The following is a 22,490-nucleotide window of genomic DNA, read 5'->3' as shown; positions in this document are numbered from 1 at the left end:
CACGCAAACGTTTCGCCAATTAGCAAAAGTTGACTCAGAAGACGTCGATTCGGGGAATCGAATCATGCGGATCGCGGCTTTGCCGACGCGATGACGCAATGACGCGGCATATCGGTCAGATAGGCCACCACGCGCCGATGCTCGGCGCGGCGTCGAGCGCGCGCAGGAAGTCGTCGGCGAAAGCGTCCGCGGCGAGTTGGCGTTCGGGCGTGCCTTCGGGAAGGTCGTGCGGATTCTTGAGGCCGCGAGCGTGGCGGATGGCGGCGACCGTTTCGGTCAGGGCGGCGAGGGCATCGAGGGTGTGCGAGTTCATACCGCGGTTATCGGCGCGAAGGGCGCGGGCTTTAGGGATGGAACGCAGCGCCGTGCGCGATTGCTTTAATGTACCAAAATTGGTACGATCGATTCCGAGTGATGTTGCATGGAGAAATGATTTTGCTGCACGGCTTCATCAAGAAATCACAGGCGCTGCCAAAAAACGATTTCGATCTGGCCGAAGCACGCATGAAAGATGTTCACGACGGAGTGCGATATGACTAAGAAGCACGTCGGAAGCGACTTCGACGACTTCCTTCAGGACGAAGGCATCCTCGAGGAGGTCACGGCCACGGCGATCAAACGAGTGATCGCGTGGCAGATCGAGCAGGAGATGAAGGCGCAGCACATCACGAAAACCGCGATGGCGGCGAAGATGAAAACCAGCCGCTCGGCGCTGAACCGATTGCTGGACGCGACTGATACCAGTCTCACTCTCACGACATTGGCGAGCGCGGCGGCGGCACTCGGCAAGCGATTCAGATTCGAGCTCGTCAATGCGTCGTAGGTCGCGAATGCCTCTGGCGCGCTTCACGCCTTCGGCTTCCCATGCCCCGACACGAGCGCGCCCGCATCCCTCGCCAGCCCGAACAGATCCATCACGCCCACCAACCCGACGAACGCGACGATCAGAAACGCGACGCTGAAATCCTCCGGCCCGATGGACTGCGCGTCGTGCCCGTGAAACCACTCGCCGACGCGCAGCGCGATCGCGCCGACCGCGACGCCGATGCCCATCGTCATCTGAAAGAGCGTGCTGGACAGTGCCGACGCGCCGCTCATCTGCGCTTTCGGCACGTCGGCGAAGGAGAGCGTGTTGAGCGCGGTGAACTGCAGCGAGCGCGACAGCCCGCTCGCGAACAGCACGACGACGATCACGAGCCTGGGCGTCGATGGCGTGAGCAGGCTCATCGCGGCAAGCGACAGCGCGGCGAGCACGCCGTTCACGATCAGCACCGGCCGAAAGCCGAACTGCCGCATCACGGGCGTGGTGACGAGCTTCATCGACAGGTTGCCCGCGAACACCGCGAGCGTGAGCAAACCCGATTCGAACGCGTTCATGCCGAAACCGACCTGAAACATCAGCGGTAAGAGGAACGGCGCCGCGCTGATGGCGATGCGAAAGAGCGAGCCGCCGCCCATCGCCACGGCGAAGGTCTTCACCTTCAGCGCCGACAGATCCACGACCGGCTGCGCCGCGCGCCGCAGATGCCACCACGACGCGATGCCCGCCACCACGCCCGCCGCGACCAGCACGCCGACGAAGCGCCAGTCCACGTCGCTGCGGCCGATCAGCTCCATCGCGTAGAGCAGCGTTGTGCATGCGATGCCGCACAGCGCGAAGCCCGGCAGATCGAAGCGGCGCTTCGCGTCCTCGCGCACGTTGTCGATGTAGCGCAGCGTCAGCAACAAGCCGATCAGACCGAGCGGCACGTTCAGATAGAAGATCCAGCGCCACGACGAATACGTCGTGATGAAGCCGCCGAGCGGCGGGCCGATCACCGGCGCGACGAGTCCCGGCCACGTGATGATCGCGATGGCGCGCATCAGGCCTTCCTTGGGCGTCGCGCGCAAGACGGCCAGGCGTCCGACCGGCACCATCATCGCGCCGCCGATGCCCTGCAGCACGCGCGCCGCGGCGAAGGCGGGCAGGGTGGAGGTCGTCGCGCACAGCACGGAGGCCGCCGTGAACACGGCGATCGCGCTCGCGAACACGGTGCGCAGGCCGAAGCGGTCGGCGGCCCAGCCGGAAATCGGAATGAAGACGGCGAGCGTCAGAAGATAAGCCGTGATGCCGAGGCTCATGTCGGCGGGATGCACGTTGAACGAGCGCGCCATCTGCGGCAAGGCAGTGGCGATGATCGTGCCGTCGAGGTTCTCCATGAAGAAGGTCGCGGCGACCAGCGTGATGATGAGCGACGAGCTTTTTTTATTGTCGCGGTCGCGTGCGGACGGCATCGGTCGGGCGCTCCTTCACGGCATCGATGGAAGCTTGCCATTCTAGCCGCGAGAGCAGACCTTTCGCGGCTATGGTAGGTTTTGCGATTGCCGGAAGCCAGCCAGGGCAGCATGTCCGACAATGCGCCGACGGCGCGCAAACACAATGCCAACAAGAGGAACGAGCAAATGAAGTTTCGGAAACTGGGTGATTCGGGTGTCGACGTGAGCCTGATCGGGCTCGGCACCATGACCTGGGGCGAGCAGAACACCGAAAGCGAAGCGCACGAGCAGATCGACTACGCGCTCGCACAGGGCGTGAACCTGATCGACGCCGCCGAGATGTACCCGGTCCCGCCGCGCCCCGAGACGCAGGGCCGCACCGAGGAATACATCGGCACGTGGCTCGCGAAAAACGCCGCGAAGCGTGCCGACATCGTGCTCGCCACGAAGATCGCCGGTCCCGCGCGCCAGCCGCACAATCCGCGGCATATCCGCGGCGCGGGCAACCAGTTCGACCGCAAGAACCTGAACGAAGCCATCGACGGCAGCCTGAAGCGCCTGCAAACCGATTACGTCGATCTGTATCAGCTGCACTGGCCCGACCGCAGCACGATGACCTTCGGCCGTCCGTCGTACCCGTATATCGACGATGAGTACACCGTGCCCATCGAGGAAACGCTCGCCGCGCTGGCCGATCTCGTGAAAGCGGGCAAGATCCGCCATGTGGGCGTGTCGAACGAAACGCCGTGGGGCGTCGCGCAATTCCTGCGCGCGGCCGAGAAGGCGGGCCTGCCGAAGATCGTCAGCATTCAGAATCCGTACAGCCTCGTGAACCGCACGTACGAACAGGGCCTCTCGGAGTTCACGCACAAGGAAGGCGTCGGGCTGCTGGCGTATTCGCCGCTCGCGTTCGGCTGGCTGTCGGGCAAGTACGAAGGCGGCGCGCGTCCGGCGGGCGCGCGCATCACGCTGTTCGAGCGCTTTCAGCGTTACAGCAAGCCGCAGGCGGTCGCCGCGATCACGTCCTACGTCGAGCTGGCGAAGCGCCACGGCCTGACGCCGACGCAACTCGCGCTCGCGTTCGTCAACACGCGGCCGTTCACGACGAGCACGCTGATCGGCGCGACGTCGATGCCGCAACTGAAGGAGAACATCGCGAGCGTGAACCTGGAACTGTCGGAGGAAATTCTGGCTGAAATCGACGTGCTGCACGAGCGCCAGCCGAATCCGGCGCCCTGAAATTTCCTGTCCGGTCAGCGATTTGACGAAGAATCGGATGGGCAGGCCGCGAATGTGTCAGCATTGACGTTCGTGCGGCAGGCCAGCCCCTCCGCCTGAAAATACCGCCGTGCCGCGCGAGGCCCCATGTCTATCACGCCTCGCGCGCACGGCGCACCCCTCGCAATACCCGCAACACTCGCCGTGCGGTGCCGGCTGCAAGGCACTACACTTGCTCGATGGTCCTGGTTGCCCGCTGCGGCGCCGTTCGCCACAGCGCGCTCTTTGCAAAGGAGTCGTCGCTCATGTCTCAAGCAACACCTCAGGCCAAAGATCTCGATCAACTCACGATCGACACCATCCGAACCCTGTCGATGGATGCCGTGCAGAAGGCCAACTCCGGCCATCCCGGCACACCGATGGCGCTCGCGCCCGTCGCCTTCCATCTCTGGCAGAACCATCTCCGCTACGATCCCGACGCGCCGCTGTGGCCGAATCGCGACCGCTTCGTGCTGTCGGTCGGCCATGCGTCGATGCTGCTGTACTCGCTGCTGCATCTCGCCGGCGTGAAGGAATTCGACGACGACGGCAAGCCGACCGGCAATCCCGCGGTGTCGCTCGACGACATCGAGCACTTCCGCCAGCTCGACAGCAAGACGCCCGGCCACCCCGAATACCGCATGACGACCGGCGTCGAGACGACGACCGGCCCGCTCGGGCAAGGCCTCGGCAACAGCGTCGGCATGGCGATGGCCGCGCGCTGGAAAGAGGCGCGCTTCAACAAGGGCAAGGACGCGATCTTCGATTACCGCGTCTACGCGCTCTGCGGCGACGGCGACATGATGGAAGGCGTGTCGCACGAAGCGGCATCGCTCGCGGGGCATCTGCAGCTCTCGAACCTGATCTGGATCTACGACAGCAACCGCATCACGATCGAAGGGCACACGGATCTCGCCTACAGCGACGACGTGGAAGCGCGCTTTCACGGCTACAACTGGCACACGCTGCACGTCGACGACGCCAACGACGCGGCCGCGCTCGAAAACGCCATCAACAAGGCGAAGTCGCACACCGACAAGCCGACGCTGATCGTCGTGAAGAGCATCATCGGCTGGGGCGCGCCGAACAAGCAGGACACGGCGAGCGCGCACGGCGAGGCGCTCGGCGAGGAAGAGGTCAAGCTCGCGAAGAAGTTCTACGGCTGGCCCGAAGACAAGCAGTTCTACGTGCCCGACGGCGTGATGCAGCACTTCGCCGACGGCATGGGCGCGCGCGGCAAGAAGCTGCACGCGGAGTGGAAGCAGCGCTTCGATGCCTACGCGAAGTCCAATCCGGAGCTCGCGAAAGAAGCGTGGCAGATGCTCGAATCGAAGCTGCCCGACAACTGGGACGCCGACATTCCGACCTTCGAGCCGGACGCGAAGGGCATCGCGACGCGCGATTCGTCGGGCAAGGTGCTGAACGCGATCGCGCCGCGGGTTCCCTGGCTGCTGGGCGGCGCGGCGGACCTGGCGCCATCGACGAAAACGAACCTCAAGTTCGAGGGCGCAGGCAGCTTCGAGCACGACAGCTATGGCGGACGCAACCTGCACTTCGGCATCCGCGAGCACGGCATGGGCGCGGTGGCAAACGGGCTTGCGCTGTCGGGGCTGCGGCCGTACGCGTCGACGTTCCTGATCTTCAGCGACTACATGAAGCCGCCGATCCGCCTCTCCGCGATCATGGAAGTGCCGGTGATCTACGTGTTCACGCACGATTCGATCGGCGTCGGCGAAGACGGTCCGACGCACCAGCCGATCGAACAGCTCGCGTCGCTGCGCGGCGTGCCGGGCCTCTGCACGCTGCGTCCCGCCGATGCCAACGAAGTCAGCGAAGTGTGGCGCGTGGCGCTGTCGCAACCGAAGGAGCCGTCGTGCATCGTGCTGACGCGCCAGCCGCTGCCGACCTTCGATCGCAAGAAATACGGATCGGCCGATGGCGTGAAGCACGGCGCCTACGTGCTCGCCGACACCGAAGCCGGCAAGAAGCCCGAGGTGCTGCTGCTCGCGACTGGCAGCGAAGTGTCGCTGTGCGTCGAGGCGTACGAGAAGCTGAAGGCGGAAGGCATCGCGGCGCGCGTCGTGTCGATGCCGTCGTGGGACATCTTCGAGAAGCAGGATCAGGCGTACAAGGAATCGGTGCTGCCGCCCGACGTGCACGCGCGCGTCTGCGTCGAGCAGGCCGCGACGCTCGGCTGGGACCGCTACGTCGGCCGCCTGGGATCGCAGATCGTCATGCACACGTTCGGCGCGTCGGCGCCGCTCAAGGCGCTCAAGACGAAGTTCGGCTTCACGCCGGAGCGCGTCTACGACGAAGCGAAGAAGCAGATCGCGCGCGTGAAATCCAACGGCAAGGAGTAACCATCATGCAGATCGGCATCGTGGGACTGGGGCGCATGGGCGGCAACATCGGGCGGCGCCTGATGCGCAGCGGCCATGCGTGCGTCGTGTACGACCATGCTCCGCAAGCGACCGAAGCGCTTGCGGCCGAAGGCGCGACGGGCGCGAAGGATCTCGGCGATCTCGTCGCGAAGCTCGACGCGCCGCGCGTCGTCTGGCTGATGCTGCCCGCCGGGAAAATCACCGAGGACACGCTCAACGATCTGCACAAGATCCTCGGCGCGGACGACGTGATCATCGACGGCGGCAACAGCTTCTACAAGGACGATATCCGGCGCGCCGCGCAGTTGCGCGAGCAGGGCATCCATTATGTGGATGTGGGCACGTCGGGCGGCATCTGGGGACTCGAGCGCGGCTACTGCATGATGATCGGCGGCGATGAAGCGGTCGTGCGCCGGCTCGATCCGATTCTCGCGACGCTCGCGCCCGGACGCGGCGATATTCCCGCGACGCCGGGCCGCGAAGGGCGCGACTCGCGCGTCGAGAACGGCTATATGCATTGCGGGCCGGTCGGCTCGGGGCATTTCGTGAAGATGGTGCACAACGGCATCGAGTACGGGTTGATGCAGGCGTATGCCGAGGGCTTTCATATCCTCAGGCACAAGGAGTCGAAGGATCTCGTGGAAGGCGAGCGCTATACGCTCGATCTCGCGGATATCGCCGAAGTATGGCGGCGCGGCAGCGTGGTGTCGTCGTGGCTGCTCGATCTGACCGCGGGCGCGCTCGCCACCGACGGCACGCTCGAGCGCTTCTCGACGGAAGTCGCGGACAGCGGCGAAGGGCGCTGGACCATCGAGGCGGCGATCGAGGAAGCCGTGCCCGCGCAGGTGTTGTCGGCGGCGCTTTACACGCGCTTCCGCTCGCGCGATGCCGAGTCGTTCCCCGAGCGCATGCTGTCCGCGATGCGCTTCGGCTTCGGCGGGCACCACGAGTTTCCGGCCAAGTAGCGCGTATTGCCGATGATGTGAAAACGGCGATGGACCTTGCGAATCCATCGCCGTTTTTCATTTCATCATGCGCCGCCTGAAAAGCCACGCGCACAGGAAGAACGGCACGATCGTATACGCGACGAGCACGAGCACATGTACCGCGAGGCCATCGAAGGGGCGGGCGAGCATCGCCGGACGGATCAATTCCACTGCATGAAACAGTGGCAGCACTTGCGTCACGTGCTGCGCGACGGCGGGCAGCTGCGTGATCGGGAAGAACACGCCGGAGAGCAGGAGCATCGGCGTGAGCGCGAGCGTCTGATAGAACATGAAGAAGTCGTAGCTCGGCGCGAGCGCGGTGATGACCATCGCCGTACTGGCGAACGCGAGCCCCGTCAGCACGATGACGGGCAGCGCGATCAGCATCGACGGAAAGTTCGCATAGCCGAGCGCCCCCGCCACGATCATGATCGCCACGCCCGACAGCACCGATTTGCTCGCCGCCCAGACGATCTCGCCGAGCACGATATCGCCCAGCGTGAGCGGCGTATGCATGATCGCTTCCCACGTGCGCTGCACGTGCATGCGGGAGAAGCCCGAGTACATCGACTCGAAGCTCGCCGACATCATCACGCTCGATGCCGCCGTGCCCGCCGCGAGGAACGCGATATACGACACGCCGTCGACATGGCCGACCATGAGGCCGAGACCTAGTCCGAGCCCGAAGAGATAGATCATCGGATCGGCGAGATTGCCGATCATCGAGGCGATCGCGAGCTTCCTCCAGACGAGATAGTTGCGCCGCCACACCGACATCCAGTGCGTCGCGTTGGCAGGCAGCGCGCTCGCGAGCGGCGTGAAGCTTTCCGCGTGCTTCGGCTCGCGCTTTCTTTCCATGCGAGGTCGTTCGAGCGTATCCATGGATTCAATCCACCATCTCGCGTCCCGTGAGACGCAGAAACACATCCTCGAGATTCGCCGGACGATGCAGATAGCGCACGTCGGCGCGGCCTTTCACGCGCGCATGCACGGGCTGCGGATCGTCGACGTAGCAGAAGAGCGTCTCGCCGCTCACTTCCATGCGCTCGACGAAAGGCGCGAGCTCGGCGGCGAGCGCCTGAGGATCGGGGCCGTAGATCTCGATCACATCCGAGCCGATCACCGATTCGATCAGATCGCGCGGCCGTCCCTCGGCGATCTTGCGGCCTTCCTCGATCACGCAAAGGCGGTCGCACAAACGCTCGGCTTCTTCCATGAAGTGCGTCGTCAGAAGGATTGTTTTGCCGCGCGCAAGCAATGAGCGCAGCCGTTCCCAGATGAGATGCCGCGCCTGCGGATCGAGGCCGGTGGTCGGTTCGTCCATCACGAGGACGTCCGGATCGTTGACGAGCGCGCGCGCAAGCGTAAGACGACGCTTCATGCCGCCCGACAGTTCGCCGACGCGCGCATCGGCCTTGCTCTCCAGCCGCGCGAATTCCAGAAGCGACGGCACGAGCGCGTCCATCCGCGCGCCCGTCAAACCGAAATAACGACCGAACACGGTCAGATTTTCGCGCACGGTGAAATCGGGGTCGAGATTGTCGAACTGCGGCACGACGCCCACGCGCTCGCGTGCGAAACGGGCGCGCGCGGGCACCGGCTCGCCGACGAGCCGGATTGCGCCGCTATCGGGCGAAGTGATGCCGAGCAGCATCTTGAGCGTCGTCGTCTTGCCCGCGCCGTTCGGACCCAGCAGTCCGAAGCATTCGCCGGGCCGCACGTCGAACGACAGGCCGTCGACGACCGTGCGCTCGCCGTAATGCTTCCTGACTTCGCTGAACTCGATGGCCGCCGGCGTGCCGCTTTCATCGGCTTCGCTGCGCGTGGTCTGCTGCAATGTTTGATCAGTCATGCATTCGTGTTGCAAAGAGAAAAAGCGCATGAGGAATCCAGCGGGCTAGTGTAATCCAATGCACCAAGGCGGCGCTTGGCGTGCAAACGCAAACCGCGCGCCGTGTCAAATCTGTGCCTGGTGCACTGAACCCGCACTGAATCCGAGCTGAACCGGTTCCGGCCGAATGTGCCAGAGGCTTGTCCGTCGCGGTGTTCGGGGATCTGGCACGGTGCGAGCTAGCGTGTTCGCGCCGGTTAGCGTTTTCCAGCGTTGTCACTCGGCGGGCGACGCACGATGATGAAGCAACGCCGTGGGCAAGTCGCGCTCAAAGGCAAGTTGGCCAGGGAGGTCAGGATGGAAAGCTATCGAAAAATCCTGCTGTGCTACGACGGCTCCAGAGAGGGCCGCAAGGCGCTTCGTCAGGGCGCCAATCTCGCGCTGGACCTGAACGCGGAGACGCACGTGCTCGCGGTGGTGGACATGCGCTCCAGCATCGCGCAGAGCGCCGGACTGCTAACCGATATGGCTTGCGGACGCTTCGAAGAGGCCGCGCGCGACATTCTGCAGGAAGGCGTCGACTGGCTGCGCGAGCGCGGTCTGCAGGCGCAGGGGCATTTCGCGTTTGGCCATCCGATCGACGAGATTGCAGCCCTTGCGGACAGTCTTCAGGTCGATCTCGTCGTCGTCGGCCATCGCTGCCGCAGCGGTCTCGCGCGCTGGTGGATGGGCGCGGGCAATACGCCGCTGCTCGATCGCGTGAAGTGCAGCATTCTGGTTGCCGTGTGTCAGGCAGGTGAATCGGCCGAGGCGGAAGACGAAGCGGCGTACGCGGCGAAGCCGGTCAAGGCCGAAGCCGGGGCGTGAGCGCGTGAAGCGCCTCGCGCGCTTGACGCGTCAACCGTTCAGATCGACCGCCACGAGCTTCCACGACACGAGCCCGTCGCGATGGAAGATCGCCGAATAACGCGCATCGCCCGCGCCGTGCTGGTACGTGACGACGAACGTGTTCAGGCTTCTGTAGCCGGCGGTGGTCTGCGGCGGTTCCCTGGGCGGCTGTTGCGCGGTCGTGACACCGGATGAAGGCGCGTTCGCCGGCGTGGCCGACGAGCCATCGCCGGCCTGCGGCGGACGCTCGCCCGGAACGCCGCGCGGCGGAATGCCGTTCAGAATGGCCGCGACGCCGTCCGGCGTCGCATACGAATCGACCAGCGGACCGACGAGCGCCGCGCCGATCATCGCTCCGATGATCGCGAGCGGATTGCCGCTTTTCTGAATATCCACGCGCCGCGTCAGCAGCGCGGCGACCTGTTCCTTGAGACTTGCCCGCAGCGCGGGGAAATCGACGTATTGGTTGACGGTCTGCGCATCGCGCGCATCGGCCGCGCGCTTCACGCGATTCAGTGCGATGTACGGCGACGCGTAGATGAAACCGAGCGCCGCGATGAGAATCAGGACGACGAGCGCGGTGGCGACGGATCGGGTAGAGCGGGTCATGCGACGGCAAAGCCTCTCTTGCAAAACGTGAATCAAGGATTGACCACGCGGGCGCGGGTTATATCCCGGGAATTCACGTCGTTCGCGCGCTGGGTCTCGATTCGCCGCCGCAAAGCCTCGTAGATCACGCCAGCGTGCCGCCGGCCAGGTCCGCGCTTTCCTCGGCGATGCAGCGGTCGATCATGCGCGACACTTCGTCGATCTTCCCCACCAGAATGACGCGCGACTGCCCGCGATAGACGCGCACCGGCGCGCGCTCCGCGGGTTCTGCATGCACGGCGCTGTTCAAGGATAAGCGCGCGAAAGCCGGCTGACGCGACGGCAGCGCGGGCATCTCGTCGAAGAGATCGGGCGTAGTCTCGGCGCGCGGCATGCCACAACCGATCAGTGTGCGCAGATGGCGCAGACGGCCGAATTGACGGAAGGGCAGCAGACGGGCAAAACGTTCCATGATGACTCTCCAGACGATAGGGCGCACCGCGGCGCACCGCGAACGGTGGCCGTCATGCTTGTTTAGATGAAACCGAAATATCTCTGGTCGCGGTTGCGGGGCCGGATGTGGCCTTGGAGATATTTATCTTCTTACGATCGGCGGCCGGAAGGCTGCGCGCCGATCGCTGTTGATGAGGTTATTCTGCGTGTCCAGCGAGACATTTTTTGTCTCAAAAATCTCGAAGTCCCGATTTATTTTCGGCCTTCGCCGTGCCGCCTATGCGCGAGGCCGGACCGTCAGAACTCGCCCGAGCGGATCAATCCCACTGCAATGCCTTCCAGCGCGAAATCGCTGCTGCCGGAGCGCACGAAAATGTTTTCATAGTCAGGGTTCTCGGCGATCAGTTCGACGCCGTCCGGACGGCGCTTCCAGCGTTTCACCGTGACGTCGTCGCCGAGGCGCGCGACCACGATCTGCCCGTCTTTCGCTTCGCTGCGCTTTTGCACCGCGAGCAGGTCACCGTCGAGAATGCCCGCGTCGCGCATCGACAGGCCGCGCACTTTGAGCAGATAGTCCGGCTTGCTGGAGAAGAGCGCGGGATCGCATGCGTAATGCTGCGAGATGTGCTCTTGCGCGAGGATCGGGCTGCCCGCCGCGACACGCCCGACCAAAGGCAGCGAGAGCTGCATGATGGCCGGATGCGGCAGGGTGAGCTGATGCGGCAACTCCTCCGAGCGATCGATGCGCGATGCATCTCCGAGCAGCCGGATGCCGCGCGACGAGCCCGCCGCCAGTTCGATCACGCCCTTGCGCGCCAGCGCCCGCAGATGCTCTTCGGCCGAGTTCGCCGAGCTGAAGCCGAGCTCCGCCGCGATCTCGGCGCGCGTCGGCGGGAAGCCGGTGCGGTCGATGGCGCGCTGGATGAGTTCGAACACCTGTTGCTGCCGCGCGGTAAGTTTTGATGTTTTGGTCACTGGCTCGGGCCCCTGATGCACTGTATGTATGGACAGGTGACTGTATTTTTATACAGTATTTCGCGCTTTTCAAGCTTTACTTTAAGTTCGTGCCTGCCGGGCTTCCGAACGCTCGTACTACGCTCCTGCGTGCTTCTTCCATCCGGGAATATCGTTCTTAGCAGCTTTACGTATAAAAAAGTGAAGAACGATTATTTCTAATCATATAGACGCCTCGATAGACTGATTCCGTCAATTCGATAAGACGGAGAGCGGGGAATGCAAAGCATCAGACTGGGATTGGGCAAGGGGGCGCGACGCCTGTTCGCGGCGGCGGCATTGACGGCGGCGAGCGTCGGCATGACCGCGCATGCGGTCGCGCAGACGTCGTTTCTGAACGTCTCCTACGACCCGACCCGCGAGCTGTACCAGGATTTCAATCAGGCGTTCGCGAAGAAGTGGAAGGCGGACACCGGCGAGACCGTGACCTTCAAGCAGTCGCACGGCGGCTCGGGCGGCCAGGCGCGCGCGGTGCTCGATGGTCTGCAGGCCGATGTCGTGACCCTCGCGCTCGCTTACGACATCGACGCGCTCGCGAACAAGGGGCTCGTCGGCGCGGACTGGCAGAAGCGTCTGCCGGACAACGCCTCGCCGTACACGTCGACGATCGTGTTCCTCGTGCGCAAGGGCAACCCGAAGCACATCAAGGACTGGGACGATCTGACGAAGCCGGGCGTGTCGATCGTCACGCCGAACCCGAAGACCTCGGGCGGCGCGCGCTGGAATTACCTCGCGGCGTGGGCGTACGCGCAGCACAAGCCGGGCGGCAACGAGCAGACCGCGAAGGATTTCGTGACGAAGCTCTACAAGAACGCCGGCGTGCTCGATTCCGGCGCGCGCGGCGCCACGACGAGCTTCGTGCAGCGCGGGCAGGGCGACGTGCTGATCGCGTGGGAAAACGAGGCGTTCCTGTCGCTGAAGGAATTCGGTCCTGACAAGTTCGAGATCGTGGTCCCGTCGGTGAGCATTCTCGCGGAGCCGCCGGTCGCGGTGGTGGACAAGGTCGTCGACAAGCACGGCACGCGCAAGCTCGCCGACGCCTATCTCAAGTATCTGTACAGCGACGAAGGCCAGCAGATCGCCGCGCGCAATTTCTATCGGCCGCGCTCGGACAAGGTGCCCGCCGAGCTCACGAAGCAGTTTCCGAAGCTGAAGCTCTACACCATTGACGACACGTTCGGCGGCTGGACCAAGGCGCAGAAGACGCACTTTGCGGACGGCGGCGTGTTCGATTCGATCTATCAACCGCAGTAAGCGGAAGAAGCGGGCGACGCGGCGCGCCAATGACGCCGCGGGCCCGAAGCAATGCGCGCCCGACCCCGGCGCGCAAACAAGGATGAATCAAGGATGACGACCCTCACATTCAAGAAGCCGAGCGCGCTTCCCGGGTTCGGCCTGACGCTCGGCATCACGGTGGCGTACTTGAGCCTCGTGGTGCTGATTCCGCTCGCCGCGACCTTCGCGAAGACCGCGACGCTCGACTGGGCGCAGTTCGTGCGCGCGGTGAGCTCGCCGCGCGTGCTCGCGTCGTACCGGCTCACGTTCGGCGCGGCGCTCGGCGGCGCGCTCATCAACGCGGTGTTCGGCTTTCTCGTCGCGTGGGTGCTGGTGCGCTACACGTTCCCGTTCAAGCGCATCGTCGATGCGATGGTCGATTTGCCGTTCGCGCTGCCGACTTCCGTCGCGGGCATCTCGCTCGCGGCCGTCTATGCGAGCAACGGCTGGATCGGGCAGTATCTCGCGCTCGTCGGCATCAAGGTCGCGTTCACGCCGCTCGGCGTGCTCGTCGCGCTGACGTTCATCGGCTTGCCGTTCGTCGTGCGCACGGTGCAGCCGGTGCTCGAAGATTTCGAGCGCGAACAGGAAGAAGCCGCCGCGTGCCTGGGCGCGACGCGCTGGCTCACGTTCCGCCGCGTCGTGCTGCCGTCGCTCCTTCCGGCGCTCCTGACCGGCTTCGCGCTCGCGTTCGCGCGTGCGCTCGGCGAGTACGGCTCGGTCATCTTCATCGCGGGCAATGTGCCGATGAAGTCCGAGATCACGTCGCTGCTCATCATCACCAAGCTGGAGCAATACGACTATGCCGGCGCGACGGCGCTCGCGGTCGTGATGCTCTGCGTGTCGTTCCTGATGCTGCTGCTCATCAACACGTTGCAGTGGTTCCTGCAGCGTCGCACGAGCAAGACCGGCGCGGCGCCCGTCAATGTCGCGCTGGCTGCGGGAGAAACGGCATGAGCAAGGTTCTTCCGCTGCAAACGGCGACGCCGCGCGATACGCATAGCCTCAATCCCGTCACCGAGCCGCGCGCCGTGCGCTGGGTGCTGACCGGCATCGCGCTCGCGTTCCTCGCGTTCTTTCTCGTCGTGCCGCTCGTCGCGGTGTTCGTGCAGGCGTTCGCGAAGGGCGTCGACTATTACTTCGAGTCGTTGAAGGATCCCGACGCGTGGTCCGCGATCAAGCTCACGCTCATCACCGCGGCGATCGCCGTGCCGCTGAACGTCGTGTTCGGGCTGGCGGCATCGTGGGCGATCGCGAAGTTCGACTTCCGCGGCAAGGCGCTCCTGACGACGCTCATCGACTTGCCGTTCTCCGTGTCGCCGGTGATCTCGGGTCTCATCTACGTGCTGATGTTCGGCGCGCAGGGCTGGTTTGGCCCGTGGCTCGCGGCGCACGACGTGCAGATCATCTTCGCGGTGCCCGGCATCGTGCTCGCGACGATCTTCGTCACGTTCCCGTTCGTCGCGCGCGAGCTGATCCCGCTGATGCAGGCGCAAGGCAACGACGAAGAGGAAGCCGCGCACGTGCTCGGCGCATCGGGCTGGCAGATTTTCCGGCGCGTGACCTTGCCCAACGTGAAGTGGGGCCTGCTCTATGGGGTGATCCTCTGCAACGCGCGCGCGATGGGCGAGTTCGGCGCGGTGTCGGTGGTGTCGGGCCACATCCGCGGCCAGACCGACACGATGCCGCTGCACGTCGAAATTCTCTACAACGAATACAACTTCTCGGCCGCGTTCGCGGTGGCGTCGCTGCTTGCGCTGCTCGCGCTCGTGACGCTCGCGTTGAAGCTCCTCGCGGAGCGGCGCATGTCGCAAGCCGTCACCGAAGCCAAAGCCACCGCACAGCATTGAGAGGCCGATAACATCATGAGCATCATCGTTCGCAATCTGCAAAAACGCTTCGGCGATTTCACCGCGCTCGACAACGTCACGCTCGATTTTCCGGCGGGTGAGCTCGTCGCGTTGCTCGGGCCTTCGGGCTGCGGCAAGACCACGCTCTTGCGCGTGATCGCGGGCCTCGAATTCGCCGATGCGGGTCAGGTCGTGCTGCACGGCGAAGACGTTGCGGAAGTCGGCGCGCGCGAGCGGCAGGTCGGCTTCGTGTTCCAGCATTACGCGCTTTTCCGGCACATGACCGTGTTCGAGAACGTCGCGTTCGGGCTGCGCGTGAAGCCGCGCCGCGAACGTCCGAGCGAGGCCAAGATCCGCGAGAAGGTGCATGAGCTTCTGAAGCTCGTGCAGCTCGACTGGCTCGCGGAGCGCTTTCCATCGGAGCTGTCGGGCGGTCAGCGGCAGCGCATTGCGCTGGCGCGCGCGCTCGCCGTCGAGCCGAAAGTGCTGCTGCTCGACGAGCCGTTCGGCGCGCTCGATGCCAAGGTGCGCAAGGAGCTGCGCAGCTGGCTGCGCCGCCTGCACGACGATCTGCATATCTCGACGCTCTTCGTCACGCACGACCAGGAAGAGGCGCTCGAAGTGGCGGATCGCATCGTCGTGATGAATCACGGGCGGGTGGAGCAGGTGGGCAGCCCGCAAGACGTGTACGATCATCCGCAGACGTCGTTCGTCTACGAGTTTCTCGGCGCGGCGAACCGGCTGCAGGGCAAGGTCGATGCGACCGGCTTCATCGCCGATGGCGCCGCGAGCCCGATCGCCGCTGAGGCGCACTTCAGCGGTCGCGCGCTCGCGTATGTGCGCCCGCATGACATCGCGCTGTATCCGGCGGATGGCGCGCATCGCGACGGCATCGTGGTCGGCGTGCGGCGCGTCGTGACGCTGGGCGGCTCCGTGCGCGTAGAGCTCGAAGGCAGCGCGGGCGGCGTGATCGAGGCGGAACTGGATCGCGAGGCATGGCGCGCGCTCAAGCTCGATATCGGCGACGGCGTGACCGCCGTGCCGCGCGCGCTGCGCGTGTTTCCGGCGCAATGACATAACAACATAAAAGCATCACGAGAGAGGTACACATGAATTTCCAGCAATTGCGCTTCGTGCGCGAGGCCGTGCGTCAGAACATGAATCTGACCGAGGTCGCGAATGTGCTCTATACGTCGCAGTCGGGCGTGTCGAAGCAGATCAAGGATCTCGAGGACGAACTCGGCGTCGATATCTTCATTCGCCGCGGCAAGCGTCTCACCGGGCTCACGGAGCCGGGCAAGGAAGTGCATCAGCTGATCGAGCGCATGCTGCTCGACGCGGAGAACCTGCGGCGCGTCGCGCGTCAGTTCGCGGATCAGGATAACGGCCATCTCGTCGTCGCGACGACGCACACGCAGGCGCGTTACGCGCTGCCGAAGGTCATCCGCCAGTTCACCGAGGTCTTCCCGAAGGTGCATCTCGCGTTGCGCCAGGGCAGCCCGCAGCAGATCGCGCAGATGATCATCAACGGCGAGGCGGATATCGGCATTTCGACGGAAGCGCTCGACCGTTATCCCGACATCGTCACGTTCCCGTGCTACTCGTGGCATCACACGGTCGTGGTGCCGAAGGATCATCCGCTCGTCGGGCGCGAGCACATCACGCTGGAACAGATCGCCGAATATCCGATCGTCACTTATGACCAGGACTTCACCGGCCGTTCGCACGTCGATCAGGCGTTCGCGAGCGCGGGCGCGATGCCCGATATCGTGCTCACCGCAATCGACGCCGACGTCATCAAGACGTATGTCGAGCTCGGCATGGGCATCGGCATCGTCGCGGCGATGGCGTATGACGCGAAGCGCGACACCGAATTGGTGGCGCTCGACACACAGCATCTGTTCGAAGCGAGCACGACGCGTGTGGGCCTGCGAAAGGGCGCGTTCCTGCGCGCGTATGCGTACCGGCTGATCGAGATGTTCGCGCCGCAGCTCGACGAAGCGCAGATCGCGGCCCAGCTTCGCGAGGCGGCGTGATTGCAGCGTGAATCCAGCGTGAATCCAGCGTGAATCCAGCGTGAATCCAGCGTGAATCCAGCGTGAATCGCATGCCGGCTGATTTACAATCGCCGGCATGAACACATCCTCTCTACCTCGCATCGCCGTGCTCGCAACGGGCGGCACCATCGCCGGACAGGCGGGCGATGCATCGAAGACGGCGGGCTACAAGGCGGGCGTCGTCGGCGTCGACAAATTGCTCGATGCGGTGCCCGCGCTCGGCGCCGTCGCGCAGATTCATGCAGAGCAGATCGCGAGCATCGACAGCAAGGACATGAGCGCCGCGCTGTGGACCGCGCTCAGCCGCCGCATCGACGAACTGCTCGCGCAGGACGATATCGACGGCGTCGTCGTCACGCACGGCACCGATACGCTCGAAGAAACCGCGTACCTGCTGCATCTCACGGTGAAGAGCGCGAAGCCCGTCGTGCTGACGGCGGCGATGCGTCCGTCCACAGCGCTTTCCGCCGATGGTCCGCTGAACCTGCTCAACGCGGTCACGGTCGCGGCGTCGAAGGACGCGGCAGGCAAGGGCGTGCTCGTCGCGTTCAACAACCAGATTCACAGCGCGCGCGATGTCACCAAGACGAGCACCTATGCCGTCGATGCATTCCGTTCGCCCGAAACCGGCCCGCTCGGCTTCGTGCAGGACGGACGCGTGGAGTTTCAGCGCACGGTCGTGCGGCCGCATACCGCCGCGAGTGAATTCGCGGTGACGGAGCAATGGCCGATGGTCGAGATCGTCGCGAGCTACGCGGATGCATCGCGCGTGACGGTCGATGCGCTCGTCGCGGCGGGCGTGAAGGGTATCGTCGTCGCGGGCACGGGCAACGGCTCGATGCACGCGACGCTCACGCAGGCACTCGCCGATGCGGTGAAGCAGGGCGTCGCGGTGGTGCGTGCATCGCGCGTGGGCTCGGGTCATGTGATGCGCAACGGCGCGGCCAACGACGACGCGCTTGGTACCGTCAGCGCGGGCACGCTCAATCCGTACAAGGCGCGCGTGCTCTTGCTGCTCGCGCTATCGGCGGGCGCGAAAGATCTGCAACGCATCTTCGACAGCTACTGAAAAGCAAAAACGCGAACCAGGGTTCGCGTTTTCTTCATTCAGGCAATCGAGAAGTGTCAGGCCGCCGGAATGCGCAGCACCTGTCCCGGATAGATCTTGTCCGGGCTCTTCAGCATCGGCTTGTTCGCTTCGAAGATCAGATCGTTCTTCGAGCCATTGCCGTAATACTTCTCGGCGATCTTCCAGAGATTGTCGCCCGACACGACGGTGTAATACTGCGACTCGGGCGCTGCGTTCGGCACGGTCAGCTGATCGTCCACCTTGTCGACGTGCTGCACGTTGCCCGCGGCGACGAGGATCTTTTCCTTCGTGGCCTGATCCGGCGCCTGGCCCGACACGGTCACCGTATGCGATGCGCCGTCATACTTCACGTCGAGATTGTCGGCGTTGAGACCTTGCGAGCGGATGTACGTCGCGATGGCTTCACCTGCTTTCTGATTCAGCGCGGCGACATCGACGGGCGCGGCAGCGGGAGCCGCCTGTGCGCTCGGCGTGGCAGCGCCGAAGAGTTTCTCGCCTGCTTCCTTGATAAAGCTGAGGATACCCATTGTTTAACTCCTTGATTGACGATGTTGATACGGCCCGCGAAGTCTAGGCACGTTAGTCGCGATCGCTACCAGATAGTTCTGAGTTTCAACAAAAGGATTTGTAGCATCCCCCATGCATCAAGGATAGGACGCAGTTTGCAACAATCCGACGCGGACACCCGACGACAAACCGTCTGACCGACCAAGGCTTACCCGGCGCACCGCCGGGTGCCGCTCTCGGACCCCACTTGCCGCCCTCAGCCCAGAGCGACATTTGTCCCGCGTGCCCATACGCGGGACGCCCCACGGTTCAGGTATGGGACGTTACGCAGCCTTGGCTTGCTGCGGCTCGTCCGCCACCTGGAAGTTCGACATGATCTCGAGCGCGCGCACGAGCGCCGAGTGATCCCACGCCTTGCCGCCATTCGCCGCGCACACGCTGAAAAGCTGCTGAGCGCTCGCGGTATGGGGCAGGGCGAGGCCCATCTTGCGCGCGCCGTCGAGCGCGAGGTTCAGGTCCTTCTGATGCAGTTCGATGCGGAAGCCCGGATTGAAGGTGCGCTTCGTCATGCGCTCGCCATGCACTTCGAGAATGCGCGACGACGCGAAGCCGCCCATCAGTGCCTTGCGCACGCGCTCGGGATCCGCGCCCGAGCGGGCCGCGAAGAGCAGCGCTTCCGCGACCGCCTCGATGTTCAGCGCGACGATGATCTGGTTCGCGACCTTGCAGGTCTGGCCCGCGCCGTTGTCGCCGATGAGCGAGATGTTCTTGCCCATCAGTTCGAAAAGCGGCTTGGCGATGTTGAACGACTTTTCCGGGCCGCCGACCATGATCGTGAGCGTCGCTTCGCGTGCGCCGACTTCGCCGCCCGAGACCGGCGCGTCGAGGTAGTCGCAGCCGAGCGCGTTGATCTTCTTCGCGAACTCCTGCGTTTCCAGCGGCGCGATCGAGCTCATGTCGATGACGAGCTTGCCCTTCGTGAGACCCTTCGCGACGCCGTCATCGGCGAACAGCACATTGGCGACATCGGGCGTGTCGGGCACCATCGTGATGACGATCTCGCTCGCCTGCGCGACCGCGCTCGAATCTTCCACGACTTTCGTCTGCGCGCGGATATCGTCCGGCACCGGATACTTGCCGTTCACGACGAGCGAGTGGCCGCCCTTGATGAGATTGCGCGCCATGTGCGCGCCCATGATGCCGAGGCCGATGAAACCGATCGTTGCCATACTTCGAGCTCCTCCTGTGTGTCAGATTTAAGCGGCGGCGTGCGCCTTCATTCCGCCAATGCTTTGCAGCCAGCCGAGGCCCGCTTCGGTGCCGTTGAGCGGCTTGTACTCGCAGCCGATCCAGCCTTCATAGCCGATCTCGTCGAGCAGCCCGAACAGGAACGGGTAGTTGATTTCGCCCGTACCCGGTTCGTTGCGGCCGGGGTTGTCGGCGAGCTGGATATGCGCGATCTTCGGCAGGTTCTTCTTGATCGTCGCGGCGAGCTCGCCTTCCATGCGCTGCATGTGATAGATGTCGTACTGCAGGAACAGGTTGTCCGAGCCGACCGCCTGAATCACGTCGAGGCCTTCCTTCGAGCGGTTCAGCGCGAAGCCCGGAATGTCGTACGCGTTGCACGGCTCGACGAGCAGCCTGATGCCTTCCTTCTTGAGCGCTTCCGCTGCAAAACGCAGGTTCTCGACGATGGTCGCGCGCGCCTGATCCGCCGATACACCCGCCGTCGGAATGCCGACGAGGCAGTTCAGTTGCGGCACGTTCAGCGCCTTCGCGTATTCGATCGCGCGCGGCACGCCTTCGCGGAATTCCGCGACGCGATCCGGCAAACAGGCGATGCCGCGCTCGCCCGCTTCCCAGTTGCCCGCGGGCAGGTTGTGCAGCACGATCCGCAGGTCGTTGTCCTTCAGGCGCGTCTGGATATCGCTGATCGAGAACGCGTAAGGAAACAGGAACTCGACCGCCTTGAAACCCGCGTTCGCCGCCGCCGCGAAGCGGTCGAGGAACGGGACTTCGTTGAACAGCATGGTCAAATTCGCGGCAAATTTCGGCATTGTTCTTTCCTGATGGTCGGTCAGTGGAGGGGCGCCGCGCGTCCGGTCGATCGGACGCGCGGCGGCGATGCTTCAGTCCAGCGGCGTGATGGCGGTCGGCGCGTCGGCCTTCGTTTCGGCGAGCTCTTCGAACTCGTTGATCGCGTCGATCTCGGTGCCCATCGCGATGTTGGTCACGCGCTCGAGAATCATCTCGACGACCACCGGCACCTGATGTTCGGCGGCCAGGGCTTGCGCTTGCTTCAATGCAGGCGCGATGTCTTCCGGCTTGTGCACGCGCAGCGCCTTGCAGCCGAGACCTTCGGCCACCGCCACGTGATCGACGCCATAACCTTCGAGCTCGGGCGCGTTGATGTTGTCGAACGCGAGCTGCACGCAGTAGTCCATGTCGAAGCCGCGCTGCGCCTGACGGATCAGGCCGAGGTACGAGTTGTTCACGACCACATGCACGTACGGCAGCTTGAACTGCGCGCCCACGGCGAGCTCTTCGATCATGAACTGGAAGTCGTAGTCACCCGAGAGCGCGACGATCTTGCGCGACGGATCGGCCGCACGCACGCCGAGCGCGGCGGGAATCGTCCAGCCGAGCGGGCCGGCCTGACCGCAGTTGATCCAGTTGCGCGCCTTGAACACGTGCAGGAATTGCGCGCCCGCGATCTGCGACAGACCGATCGTCGTCACGAAGCAGGTGTCGCGGTCGAACGCGAGATTCATCTCTTCGTAGACGCGCTGCGGCTTCATCGGCACGTTTTCGAAGTGCGTCTTGCGCAGCATCGTGCGCTTGCGCTGCTGGCAATCCGCAACCCATGCGCCGCGATCCTTGAGCTTGCCCGCGGCCTTCCATTCCTTCGCCACTTCGACGAACAGTTCGAGCGCGGCCTTCGCGTCCGACACGATGCCGAGGTCCGGCCCGAACACGCGGCCGATCTGCGTCGGCTCGATATCCACGTGCACGAACTTACGGCCCTTGGTGTAAACCTCGACGCTGCCGGTGTGACGATTCGCCCAGCGGTTGCCGATGCCGAGCACGAAGTCGGAGGCGAGCATCGTCGCGTTGCCGTAGCGGTGCGACGTCTGCAGGCCGACCATGCCGGCCATCAGCGGGTGATCGTCGGGAATCGCGCCCCACGACATCAGCGTCGGAATGACGGGCACGCCGAGCGTTTCCGCGAATTCGACGAGCAGGTTTTCCGCCGCCGCGTTGAGCACGCCGCCGCCGGAGACGATCAACGGCTTTTCCGCGTCGTTGAGCATCGTCAGCGCCTTTTCGATCTGCGCGCGCGTCGCCTTCGGCTTGTAGACCGGCAGCGGCTCATACGTGTCGATGTCGAATTCGATCTCGGCGAGCTGCACGTCGATCGGCAGATCGACCAGCACCGGACCCGGACGGCCCGAGCGCATCAGATGGAACGCCTGCTGGAACACACGCGGCACGAGCGCCGGCTCGCGCACCGTGACGGCCCATTTCGTGACGGGCTTGGCGATCGATTCGATATCGACGGCCTGGAAATCTTCCTTGTAAAGACGCGCGCGCGGCGCCTGGCCGGTGATCGCGAGAATGGGGATGGAGTCGGCCTGAGCCGAATACAGCCCGGTGATCATGTCCGTGCCCGCCGGGCCCGACGTGCCGATGCAAACGCCGATGTTGCCGGGCGCCGCGCGGGTATAACCTTCCGCCATGTGCGATGCGCCTTCGACGTGGCGCGCGAGCACGTGGCTGATGCCGCCCGACTTCTTCATCGCCGAGTAGAACGGGTTGATGGCCGCGCCCGGCACGCCGAACGCGGTATCGATTCCTTCTTTTTCCAGCACGAGGACGGCTGCGTCAACGGCTCTCATCTTGGGCATGGTTGTCTCCTTCCTGGGGTCTCTATCCGAAAATTCTGTCTGCATTCATGCAGGGTTCCGTTGCACTTTAATTCTGTGAAAAAGGTTTGATAAGATCAGCTGGAGTCGCTTTTTCCCAAACAAAAAGTATGGAATGACGATGCCGCGCGGCT

At 64.3% G+C, this 22,490-nt stretch carries 23 protein-coding genes; 12 read left to right on the top strand and 11 right to left on the bottom strand.

Annotated features, from left to right (window positions below; translation table 11 throughout):
* Window positions 1-115: 115 nt before the first annotated feature.
* Window positions 116-313 carry a hypothetical protein gene (locus tag AWB78_RS10005; protein WP_062604400.1) on the bottom strand — a complete coding sequence of 66 codons (198 nt, stop codon included), beginning with the start codon at window positions 311-313 and terminating at the stop codon, window positions 116-118.
* A 68-nt stretch (window positions 314-381) separates the two neighbouring features.
* On the opposite strand from AWB78_RS10005, the gene AWB78_RS45210 reads away from it, so the two are divergent.
* Window positions 382-540: a type II toxin-antitoxin system RelE/ParE family toxin gene (locus AWB78_RS45210; RefSeq protein WP_082883275.1), complete on the top strand. Its 159-nt coding sequence runs from the start codon at window positions 382-384 to the stop codon at window positions 538-540.
* Complete coding sequence (locus AWB78_RS10000; RefSeq protein WP_096031767.1) at window positions 533-823, top strand: helix-turn-helix domain-containing protein; 291 nt, start codon at window positions 533-535, stop codon at window positions 821-823. Before AWB78_RS45210 ends, AWB78_RS10000 begins: the two co-directional genes overlap by 8 nt.
* Before the next feature lie 23 nt (window positions 824-846).
* Here AWB78_RS10000 and AWB78_RS09995 read toward each other — a convergent pair whose 3' ends face one another.
* The gene (locus tag AWB78_RS09995; RefSeq protein ID WP_062604398.1) at window positions 847-2,274 is read right to left on the bottom strand and encodes an MFS transporter; all 1,428 of its coding nucleotides are present in this window, start codon (window positions 2,272-2,274) and stop codon (window positions 847-849) included.
* Between the two features lie 168 nt (window positions 2,275-2,442).
* On the opposite strand from AWB78_RS09995, the gene AWB78_RS09990 reads away from it, so the two are divergent.
* The 3 genes from AWB78_RS09990 to gnd all read left to right on the top strand — a co-directional run bounded on the left by AWB78_RS09990 (window position 2,443) and on the right by gnd (window position 6,859).
* Complete coding sequence (locus tag AWB78_RS09990) at window positions 2,443-3,495, top strand: NADP(H)-dependent aldo-keto reductase (protein WP_062604451.1); 1,053 nt, start codon at window positions 2,443-2,445, stop codon at window positions 3,493-3,495.
* A gap of 284 nt (window positions 3,496-3,779) precedes the next feature.
* Window positions 3,780-5,873, top strand: coding sequence for a transketolase (gene tkt / locus AWB78_RS09985; protein ID WP_062604397.1), 2,094 nt, complete (start codon window positions 3,780-3,782; stop codon window positions 5,871-5,873).
* A complete protein-coding gene (gnd, locus tag AWB78_RS09980) occupies window positions 5,855-6,859 on the top strand; it encodes a phosphogluconate dehydrogenase (NAD(+)-dependent, decarboxylating) (RefSeq protein WP_074173418.1) in 1,005 nt (334 codons plus the stop codon). Before tkt ends, gnd begins: the two co-directional genes overlap by 19 nt.
* Before the next feature lie 57 nt (window positions 6,860-6,916).
* On the opposite strand, the gene nodJ is transcribed toward gnd, so the two are convergent.
* Both nodJ and nodI read right to left on the bottom strand, forming a co-directional pair.
* Window positions 6,917-7,738, bottom strand: coding sequence for a nodulation factor ABC transporter permease subunit NodJ (gene nodJ / locus AWB78_RS09975; RefSeq protein WP_062604395.1), 822 nt, complete (start codon window positions 7,736-7,738; stop codon window positions 6,917-6,919).
* A 28-nt stretch (window positions 7,739-7,766) separates the two neighbouring features.
* The gene (nodI, locus tag AWB78_RS09970) at window positions 7,767-8,732 is read right to left on the bottom strand and encodes a nodulation factor ABC transporter ATP-binding protein NodI (RefSeq protein WP_062604450.1); all 966 of its coding nucleotides are present in this window, start codon (window positions 8,730-8,732) and stop codon (window positions 7,767-7,769) included.
* A gap of 336 nt (window positions 8,733-9,068) precedes the next feature.
* Here nodI and AWB78_RS09965 point away from each other — a divergent pair, with 336 nt between their 5' ends.
* On the top strand, window positions 9,069-9,578 hold the full coding sequence (locus tag AWB78_RS09965) for a universal stress protein (protein WP_062604394.1): 510 nt from the start codon (window positions 9,069-9,071) through the stop codon (window positions 9,576-9,578).
* A gap of 30 nt (window positions 9,579-9,608) precedes the next feature.
* Here AWB78_RS09965 and AWB78_RS09960 read toward each other — a convergent pair whose 3' ends face one another.
* From AWB78_RS09960 to lexA, 3 genes are all read right to left on the bottom strand, one after another.
* Window positions 9,609-10,208 (bottom strand): DUF2939 domain-containing protein, encoded by a 600-nt coding sequence (locus AWB78_RS09960; RefSeq protein ID WP_062604393.1) that lies wholly within the window; start codon window positions 10,206-10,208, stop codon window positions 9,609-9,611.
* 124 nt (window positions 10,209-10,332) lie between these two features.
* The gene (locus AWB78_RS09955; RefSeq protein ID WP_062604392.1) at window positions 10,333-10,659 is read right to left on the bottom strand and encodes a hypothetical protein; all 327 of its coding nucleotides are present in this window, start codon (window positions 10,657-10,659) and stop codon (window positions 10,333-10,335) included.
* A gap of 278 nt (window positions 10,660-10,937) precedes the next feature.
* Complete coding sequence (lexA, locus tag AWB78_RS09950) at window positions 10,938-11,615, bottom strand: transcriptional repressor LexA (protein WP_062604391.1); 678 nt, start codon at window positions 11,613-11,615, stop codon at window positions 10,938-10,940.
* A gap of 258 nt (window positions 11,616-11,873) precedes the next feature.
* On the opposite strand from lexA, the gene AWB78_RS09945 reads away from it, so the two are divergent.
* From AWB78_RS09945 to AWB78_RS09920, 6 genes are all read left to right on the top strand, one after another.
* Window positions 11,874-12,908: a sulfate ABC transporter substrate-binding protein gene (locus AWB78_RS09945; RefSeq protein WP_062604390.1), complete on the top strand. Its 1,035-nt coding sequence runs from the start codon at window positions 11,874-11,876 to the stop codon at window positions 12,906-12,908.
* Window positions 12,909-13,001: 93 nt separating this feature from the next.
* Complete coding sequence (cysT, locus tag AWB78_RS09940) at window positions 13,002-13,886, top strand: sulfate ABC transporter permease subunit CysT (protein ID WP_062604389.1); 885 nt, start codon at window positions 13,002-13,004, stop codon at window positions 13,884-13,886.
* Window positions 13,883-14,779, top strand: coding sequence for a sulfate ABC transporter permease subunit CysW (cysW, locus tag AWB78_RS09935; RefSeq protein ID WP_062604388.1), 897 nt, complete (start codon window positions 13,883-13,885; stop codon window positions 14,777-14,779). Before cysT ends, cysW begins: the two co-directional genes overlap by 4 nt.
* A gap of 15 nt (window positions 14,780-14,794) precedes the next feature.
* Window positions 14,795-15,853: a sulfate/molybdate ABC transporter ATP-binding protein gene (locus AWB78_RS09930; protein ID WP_062604387.1), complete on the top strand. Its 1,059-nt coding sequence runs from the start codon at window positions 14,795-14,797 to the stop codon at window positions 15,851-15,853.
* Window positions 15,854-15,888: 35 nt separating this feature from the next.
* On the top strand, window positions 15,889-16,815 hold the full coding sequence (locus tag AWB78_RS09925) for a CysB family HTH-type transcriptional regulator (protein WP_062604386.1): 927 nt from the start codon (window positions 15,889-15,891) through the stop codon (window positions 16,813-16,815).
* A gap of 97 nt (window positions 16,816-16,912) precedes the next feature.
* Window positions 16,913-17,905 carry an asparaginase gene (locus tag AWB78_RS09920; RefSeq protein WP_074173416.1) on the top strand — a complete coding sequence of 331 codons (993 nt, stop codon included), beginning with the start codon at window positions 16,913-16,915 and terminating at the stop codon, window positions 17,903-17,905.
* Between the two features lie 56 nt (window positions 17,906-17,961).
* Here the strand turns inward: AWB78_RS09920 and lysM are convergent, their stop codons facing one another.
* The 4 genes from lysM to gcl all read right to left on the bottom strand — a co-directional run bounded on the left by lysM (window position 17,962) and on the right by gcl (window position 22,338).
* Window positions 17,962-18,453 carry a peptidoglycan-binding protein LysM gene (lysM, locus tag AWB78_RS09915; protein WP_062604384.1) on the bottom strand — a complete coding sequence of 164 codons (492 nt, stop codon included), beginning with the start codon at window positions 18,451-18,453 and terminating at the stop codon, window positions 17,962-17,964.
* Between the two features lie 303 nt (window positions 18,454-18,756).
* Window positions 18,757-19,662, bottom strand: coding sequence for a 2-hydroxy-3-oxopropionate reductase (locus tag AWB78_RS09910; protein ID WP_062604383.1), 906 nt, complete (start codon window positions 19,660-19,662; stop codon window positions 18,757-18,759).
* A gap of 27 nt (window positions 19,663-19,689) precedes the next feature.
* Entirely contained in the window at window positions 19,690-20,490 is an 801-nt protein-coding gene (gene hyi, locus AWB78_RS09905) for a hydroxypyruvate isomerase (protein ID WP_062604382.1), read from the bottom strand.
* Window positions 20,491-20,562: 72 nt separating this feature from the next.
* Complete coding sequence (gene gcl, locus AWB78_RS09900) at window positions 20,563-22,338, bottom strand: glyoxylate carboligase (RefSeq protein WP_062604381.1); 1,776 nt, start codon at window positions 22,336-22,338, stop codon at window positions 20,563-20,565.
* Window positions 22,339-22,490: the final 152 nt, after the last annotated feature.

Source organism: Caballeronia calidae (assembly GCF_900044055.2).
In the GTDB taxonomy this organism is placed as follows: domain Bacteria; phylum Pseudomonadota; class Gammaproteobacteria; order Burkholderiales; family Burkholderiaceae; genus Caballeronia; species Caballeronia calidae.
Note: the sequence above shows the minus strand (reverse complement) of the source record. Positions and strands in the feature narration are given on the sequence as shown.